Here is a 6,374-nt window from a genome sequence, read left to right as displayed (position 1 = left end):
CCCCCCCCCCCCCCCCCCCCCCCCCCCCCCCCCCCCCCCCCCCCCCCCCCCCCCCCCCCCCCCCCCCCCCCCCCCCCCCCCCCCCCCCCCCCCCCCCCCCCCCCCCCCCCCCCCCCCCCCCCCCGCCGCCCCCCCCCCCCCCCCCCCCCCCCCCCCCCCCGACCCGGGGAGGGGGCTCAGGGGGGCGGGGCGGGCAGCGCCTCCTCGACGCGGCGCAGCAGCGCGAGCAGGGTGGCGCGCTCGTCCGGGGCCAGGACGGCGAACGCCCCGACGGCGGTGCGGTGCGAGCGGCGGCGCAGCTCCCCGAGCACGTCGGCCCCGCGCGGGGTCACCCGCAGCAGCAGCGAGCGGCGGTTGTCGGGGTCGGGCAGGCGCTGCAGCAGCCCGGCCTGCTCCAGCGGGTCCACGAGGTCGGTCAGGGAGCGGGGGGCGATGTGCAGCTGCGCCGCGACCTCGCCCATGCGCGGCGGGGCGGCGCTGCGCGCGACGGTGCGCAGGACCCGCCCCTGGGCGGGGGTGATGCCCAGGTCCTCGACGTCGGCGTGGGCGTGGCGGCGCAGGCGCCACTGCACCGAGCGCAGGGTCTCGACGAGCTCGGTCGGGTCGGCGTCCACGGGGTGAGCGTACCGGGACGCTGAGGTACCCTCATCGTGAGGCTTCCTCACCGAGAGGTGCCCGCGAGGATCGAGGTGCCCGTGCGCGGAGACCCCAGCCGCGACCCCTTCCGCCCGACGAAGGCCGAGAACGCCGAGGCCGACCGCCCCAGCCGCGCCGAGCTGGTGCGCGTGCTGCGGCTCTTCCGCCCCCACCTGCGCACCCTCGGCGCCGTCGCCGTGCTCATCGGCGCCTCCGCCGTCGCCGGCGTCGCCGCGCCCTTCCTCATCCGCGAGGTCGTCGACGTGGCCCTGCCCGAGCAGGACCTGCGCCTGCTCGCGCAGCTGGCCGCCGGCCTCGTCGGCATCGCCGCCGTCAGCACCGTGCTCGACGTCGTCCAGGGCCTGCTGACCACCCGCGTGGGGCAGGCCGTCATGCACGGGCTGCGGGTCTCCCTCTACGCGCACCTGCAGCGGATGTCGCTGGGCTTCTTCGCCCGCACCCGCACCGGCGAGGTGCAGTCGCGCATCGCCAACGACGTCGGCGCCATGCAGACCGTCGTCACCAGCACCGGCGCCGACCTGGTCTCCAACGTCGCGACGGTCGTCGTCACCGTCGTCGCGATGCTCGCCCTGGACTGGCGGCTGGCGCTGTTCTCCTTCGTCGTGCTGCCCCTGTCGGTGTGGCTGAACCGCCGCGTCGGCCGGCTGCGCCGGCGCATCACCGGCCGCCGCCAGCGCCAGCTCGCCGAGATGTCGGCGACCGTCGAGGAGACGCTGTCGATCTCCGGGATCCTGCTGACCCGCACCACCGGGCGCACCCCCGAGGTCGTCGGCCGCTTCACCCGGCAGTCCGACGACGTGGCCCGCCTGGAGGTCGGCTCGGAGATGGCCGGCCGCTGGCAGTGGTCGCTCATCACGCTGACCATGGCCGCCGTGCCCGCGCTGACCTACCTGCTGGGCGGGTGGCTGCGCGGCACCGGCAGCGCCCTGAGCATCGGCACCCTCGTCGCGCTCGTCACCCTGCAGGGGCAGCTGTTCCGCCCGCTGGGCGCGCTGCTGCGCATCCTCGTGCGGCTGCAGGCCTCGATGGCGCTGTTCGCGCGGGTCTTCGAGTACCTGGACACCCCGCCGGAGGTCGTCGAGCGGCCGGGCGCGGTCGAGCTGCGCCGCCCCCGCGGGCACGTGGAGTTCCGCGGCGTCGAGTTCGCCTACCCCGGCGCCGAGCGCCCCACCGTCAGCGGCATCGACCTCGACGTCCCCGCCGGCACCTCGCTGGCCGTCGTCGGCGCGACCGGCTCCGGCAAGACCACGCTGGGCTACCTGCTGGCGCGGCTGTACGACGTGGACGCCGGCTCGGTGCGCATCGACGGCGCCGACGTGCGCGAGGTCACCGCGCGCTCGCTGTCGGACGCGGTGGGTGTGGTCACCCAGGAGACCTTCCTGCTGCACGCCAGCGTCGCCGACAACCTGCGCTTCGCCAAGCCCGACGCCACCGACGAGGAGCTGCGCCGGGCCGCGCGGATCGCCCAGGTCGACGACGTGCTCTCGGCGCTGCCCGACGGCTACGACACCGTGGTCGGCGAGCGCGGCTACCGCTTCTCCGGCGGGGAGAAGCAGCGCATCGCGCTGGCGCGCACGGTGCTGCGCGACCCCCCGGTGCTGCTGCTGGACGAGGCGACGTCCGCGCTGGACACCCGCACCGAGCAGGCGATGGCCTCCGCCCTGCAGGAGCTGTCGAGCGGGCGCACCACCATCACCATCGCGCACCGGCTGTCCACCGTGCGCGGGGCCGACCAGATCGTCGTGCTCGAGCGCGGCCGCGTCGCCGAGCGCGGCACCCACGCCGAACTGCTGGCGCGCGGCGGGCGCTACGCCGAGCTCGTCGCCGCCGACGAGGCCCGCTCCCAGCCCGCCTGAGCGGCGGGCTCTGCGGCGGGCTCCGCGGCGGGTGCGGTCGCGCCGGAGCGCTTGGCGGCCAGGACGGCCTCCTCGGCGCGCAGCAGCACCGCGCGCACCCCGGTGTCGAAGGGCGAGCGGCACTCGGCGTCGGTGGCCCGCACGAGCCCCACGCTGGCCCGCACGGGCACGTCCTCGGAGCGGCGGCCGCGCGCGGGCAGCGGGCTCGGCGGCGACCAGCCGCGCACCTGCTCGGCGATGCGGCGGGCCTGCTCGTCGCCGGCGCCGGGCAGCACGACGGCGAACTCGTCGGCGCCCAGCCGGCCCGCCGTGGCGCTGGGCGGCAGCGCGGCGCGCAGGTGCGCGGCGAAGGCGATGAGCAGGGCGTCGCCGGTGGCCAGGCCGTAGGAGTCGTTGACGGCGCGGAAGCCGTCCAGGTCGGCCAGCAGCACGTGCACGGAGGCGTCCCCGCCACCGCCACCCGCCTCGCCACCCCCGCCGTCGCCCCCGCCACCGCCCTCGCCGTCGCAGCGGGCCAGCGCCGCGGCCAGCCGCTCCTGCAGCAGGCTGCGGGCCGCGACGCCGGTGAGCGCGTCGCGGCGGGTGGCCTGCACGGCCTGGGTGGCGCGCTCGCGCAGCGCCCGCGTGGCGGCGCGCAGCGACTGCTCCAGCTCGCGCACGGGGGTGACGTCGCGGCTGACGACGACCGCGCCCGCGTACCCGCCGGCGGCGTCGCGCAGCGCCGTGGCCGAGGTCTCCACGACGACCTCGCGACCGGCGCGGGTGGTGACCCGCACCTCGACGCCGCGCCAGGAGCGGCCCGCGCGCAGCGCGGTGCCCAGCTCCTCCAGGAAGGCGTCGGTGTCCTCGAAGCGGCTCAGGGAGCGCACGTGCCGGCCGACCACCTGCTCGGCCTCGACGCCGAACAGCCGCTGCGCACCGGGGTTGAGGGAGAGCACGGTGCCGTCGGCGGCGATGCGGACGACGGAGTCGCTCACCAGCTCCAGCAGCTCCTCCAGCCGCACGCCGCAGCCGGGGTCGGGCAGGCTGCGCGCGGACCGGTCCCCCGGGCCCGCCTGCTGGACCTGCACCGCGCCTCCTCGTGCCCGTCGTCCCCGTCGAGCCCGCCGCGCCCGCGCCGGGATCCGTCCTCGAGCAGTGATCGGCAGCGCGCCGGGCGGGCCGGATGCGCCGATCGGGTGGCTCAGGGGCGCCCGTCGGCGTGGCGGCTGGCGCCCGCGGTCCGGGCGCCCTCGACGAGGACGCGCACGCGGGCGACGACGTCGGCGAGGTCGGGGGTCGGCACGCCCATCGACGAGGAGGCCCACAGGCCGTCCCCGACGAGCTGGAGCACGCGGGCCAGGACCGGGTCGCCGACCTGCTCCTCGATGGCCTCGCGCCAGGCGCCGATCATCCCCGCGTACGCGGCCACGGCCCGCTGGTCGCCCTCCTGGGCCAGCCGCAGCGCCGCGATGATCGAGCGCGAGAGCGCCGCGTCGGCGCTCAGCGCCCCGCCCTCGACGGCGGAGGTGCGCACGTAGTACTCGGCAGCGCCCTCGGGGGCGGTGCGCATGCGCTCCAGGTCGTCGGCCGCGAGCGCGGTCATCCGCCCGAGCAGGCCGTCGACGAGGGCGTCCTTGGAGCCGAAGTGGTAGAGCAGCCCGCCCTTGGAGACCCCGGCCGCGGCGGCGACGGCCTCCAGCGTCGCCGAGCGCGCCCCGGTGGAGGCGACGAGCTCGGCGAAGGCGTCCAGCAGCCGGTCACGGGTCGCGGCGGGGTCTCGGGTCACCCGCGGAGGGTAACGACTCGCCAGCTGTACCGTCTGGACGGTACAGTCCTCGTGACCCGCTCCCGAGGAACGAGACGATGAACCCCTCCGCCACCCTGCAGACCCCGCCGCGCACCACCGCCCGCCAGCGCGGCGCGCTCGCCGTGCTCGTGCTGCCGGTGCTGCTGATCTCCGTCGACATGACCGTGCTGAGCTTCGCGCTGCCGGAGATCAGCACCGCCCTGGCGCCCAGCGGCACCCAGCTGCTGTGGATCGTCGACGGCTACTCGCTGGCCATCGCCGGCCTGCTGGTGACGATGGGCGGCCTCGGCGACCGCTTCGGCGCCCGCAAGCTGCTGCTGGTCGGCGGCGCCGCCTTCGGCGTCGTCTCCGCGCTGGCCGCCTTCGCGCCCTCCGCGGCGGCCCTCGTCGCCGGGCGGGTGGCGCTCGGCGTCGCCGGCGCGACCCTCATGCCCTCCACGCTGTCGCTGCTGAAGAGCACCTTCACCCACCGCGAGCAGCGCCGGACCGCCTTCGCGGTCTGGGCGGGCGGCTTCGCGGCCGGCGGCGCGCTCGGCCCCATCGTCGGCGGCTGGCTGCTGGAGCACTTCTGGTGGGGCTCGGTCTTCCTGCTCAACGTGCCGTTCATGGTGCTGCTGCTCGTGCTGGCCCCGCTGTTCGTCGACGAGTCCCGCACGCGCTCCACCGCGCGCATCGACCTGGCCAGCGTCGGGCTGTCGGTCCTCGCGCTCACCGGCCTGGTCCACGGCGTCAAGCACCTCGCCTCCGAGGGCCCGGACGCCACGACCGCGCTGACGCTCGCGGTCGGCGCGGGCGCCGCCGCCGTCTTCGTGCGCCGCCAGCTGCGGCTGGCGCACCCCCTGCTGGACGTCGACCTGTTCCGGCTGCCCGTCTTCCGCGCGTCCGTGCTGGCCAACCTCATGAGCATCTGCGGGATGACCGGCATGCTCTACGCCGTCTCCCAGCACCTGCAGCTGGTGCTGGGGCTGCGCCCGGTGGTGGCGGGCCTGGTGCTGCTGCCCGGCGCCGTCGCCGCCTTCGGCTGCGGCCTGCTGGCCGCGCGGCTGGCGCGGCGGCTGCGGCTGGAGGTCCTCGTGTGCACCGGCCTGCTGCTCGGCACCGCGGGCTACGCCGTGCTCGCCACCCTCGGCGCGGGCACCGGTGCGGCGGCGGCGGCGCAGCTGGCCGCGGCCTTCGTCGTGCTCTCCGCCGGCGCGGGCCTGGCCGAGACGCTCACCAACGACGCGATCCTGTCGGCGGCGCCCGCGCAGCGCTCCGGCGCCGCCTCGGCGATCTCCGAGACGGCCTACGAGGTCGGCGCGGTGCTGGGCACCACCGTCCTGGGCAGCCTGCTCAACGCCGTCTACCGCAACGGCGTCCAGGTGCCCGCGAGCGCCTCCGCCGAGCAGGCCGGCGCCGCCCGCGAGACCCTCGGCGGGGCCGTCGAGGTCGCGGGCCGGCTGCCGGACGGCGCGGCGCTGCTGGAGTCCGCGCGGCACGCCTTCACCACCGGCCTGGACGCCACCGCGCTCGCCGGCGCGGTGCTGACGGCGGGGGCGGCGCTGGTGGTCTGGCGCACGCTGCGCCCCTCCCGGGGTGTGGCCGCGCCCGCGCGCGCCTAGCGTCGGCGGGGACGACAGCCGCGCGGGAGGAGAGGGTCGTGCCGAAGACGACGAAGTCCGGGGAGCCCGTCGAGGAGGAGCTGCCGAGCACCCTGCGGCGCTCGGACGAGAAGGCGCAGCGCACGTTCGCGAAGGCGCACGACGCCGCCGAGGGGACCTACCACGACGAGCAGCGCGCCAACCGGGTCGCGTGGGGCGCGGTCAAGCACACCCACGAGAAGGTCGGCGACCACTGGCAGCCCAAGGAGGACGGGCGCAAGGGCCCCTCGGACCCGCAGTCCGAGGGCGGGGTGGACACCGACCGCCGCTCCTCGGGCGGGGTGGACGAGCACGCCTCCAAGGAGCACCTGCTGCGGATCGCCCGCGAGCTCGGCGTGCCGGGGCGCTCGCGGATGACCAAGGCCGAGCTCGTCGAGGGCATCCGCAAGGCCAACGACCGGGCCACGGCGCGGGCGCGCCGCTGAGGCAGGC

General features: G+C 77.4%; 6 protein-coding genes. 3 read left to right on the top strand and 3 right to left on the bottom strand.

The genetic code is table 11. From position 1 onward, the window contains the following. Positions 1-176: 176 nt before the first annotated feature. A complete protein-coding gene (locus ACRYM2_RS16165; RefSeq protein WP_432523464.1) occupies positions 177-614 on the bottom strand; it encodes a MarR family winged helix-turn-helix transcriptional regulator in 438 nt (145 codons plus the stop codon). 75 nt (positions 615-689) lie between these two features. Here ACRYM2_RS16165 and ACRYM2_RS16160 point away from each other — a divergent pair, with 75 nt between their 5' ends. Then, positions 690-2,513, top strand: a complete 1,824-nt coding sequence (locus ACRYM2_RS16160) for an ABC transporter ATP-binding protein (RefSeq protein WP_432523463.1) — start codon at positions 690-692, stop codon at positions 2,511-2,513. Here ACRYM2_RS16160 and ACRYM2_RS16155 read toward each other — a convergent pair. Beyond that, positions 2,465-3,583 (bottom strand): GGDEF domain-containing protein, encoded by a 1,119-nt coding sequence (locus ACRYM2_RS16155; RefSeq protein ID WP_432523462.1) that lies wholly within the window; start codon positions 3,581-3,583, stop codon positions 2,465-2,467. The genes ACRYM2_RS16160 and ACRYM2_RS16155 overlap by 49 nt on opposite strands. A gap of 113 nt (positions 3,584-3,696) precedes the next feature. Next, complete coding sequence (locus ACRYM2_RS16150) at positions 3,697-4,281, bottom strand: TetR/AcrR family transcriptional regulator (protein WP_432523461.1); 585 nt, start codon at positions 4,279-4,281, stop codon at positions 3,697-3,699. 77 nt (positions 4,282-4,358) lie between these two features. Here ACRYM2_RS16150 and ACRYM2_RS16145 point away from each other — a divergent pair, with 77 nt between their 5' ends. Continuing rightward, on the top strand, positions 4,359-5,903 hold the full coding sequence (locus tag ACRYM2_RS16145) for an MFS transporter (RefSeq protein WP_432523460.1): 1,545 nt from the start codon (positions 4,359-4,361) through the stop codon (positions 5,901-5,903). A gap of 38 nt (positions 5,904-5,941) precedes the next feature. Continuing rightward, a complete protein-coding gene (locus ACRYM2_RS16140) occupies positions 5,942-6,367 on the top strand; it encodes a ChaB family protein (protein ID WP_432523459.1) in 426 nt (141 codons plus the stop codon). Positions 6,368-6,374 lie beyond the last annotated feature (7 nt).

Origin of the sequence: Kineococcus aridisoli, from assembly GCF_050871885.1 — a bacterium.
GTDB lineage: Bacteria > Actinomycetota > Actinomycetes > Actinomycetales > Kineococcaceae > Kineococcus.
Note: the sequence above shows the minus strand (reverse complement) of the source record. Positions and strands in the feature narration are given on the sequence as shown.

Excerpts from the sequence above, each read along its gene's own strand:
- ACRYM2_RS16145 (WP_432523460.1), top strand. The coding sequence starts at position 4,359 with ATGAACCCCTCCGCCACCCTGCAGACCCCGCCGCGCACCACCGCCCGC.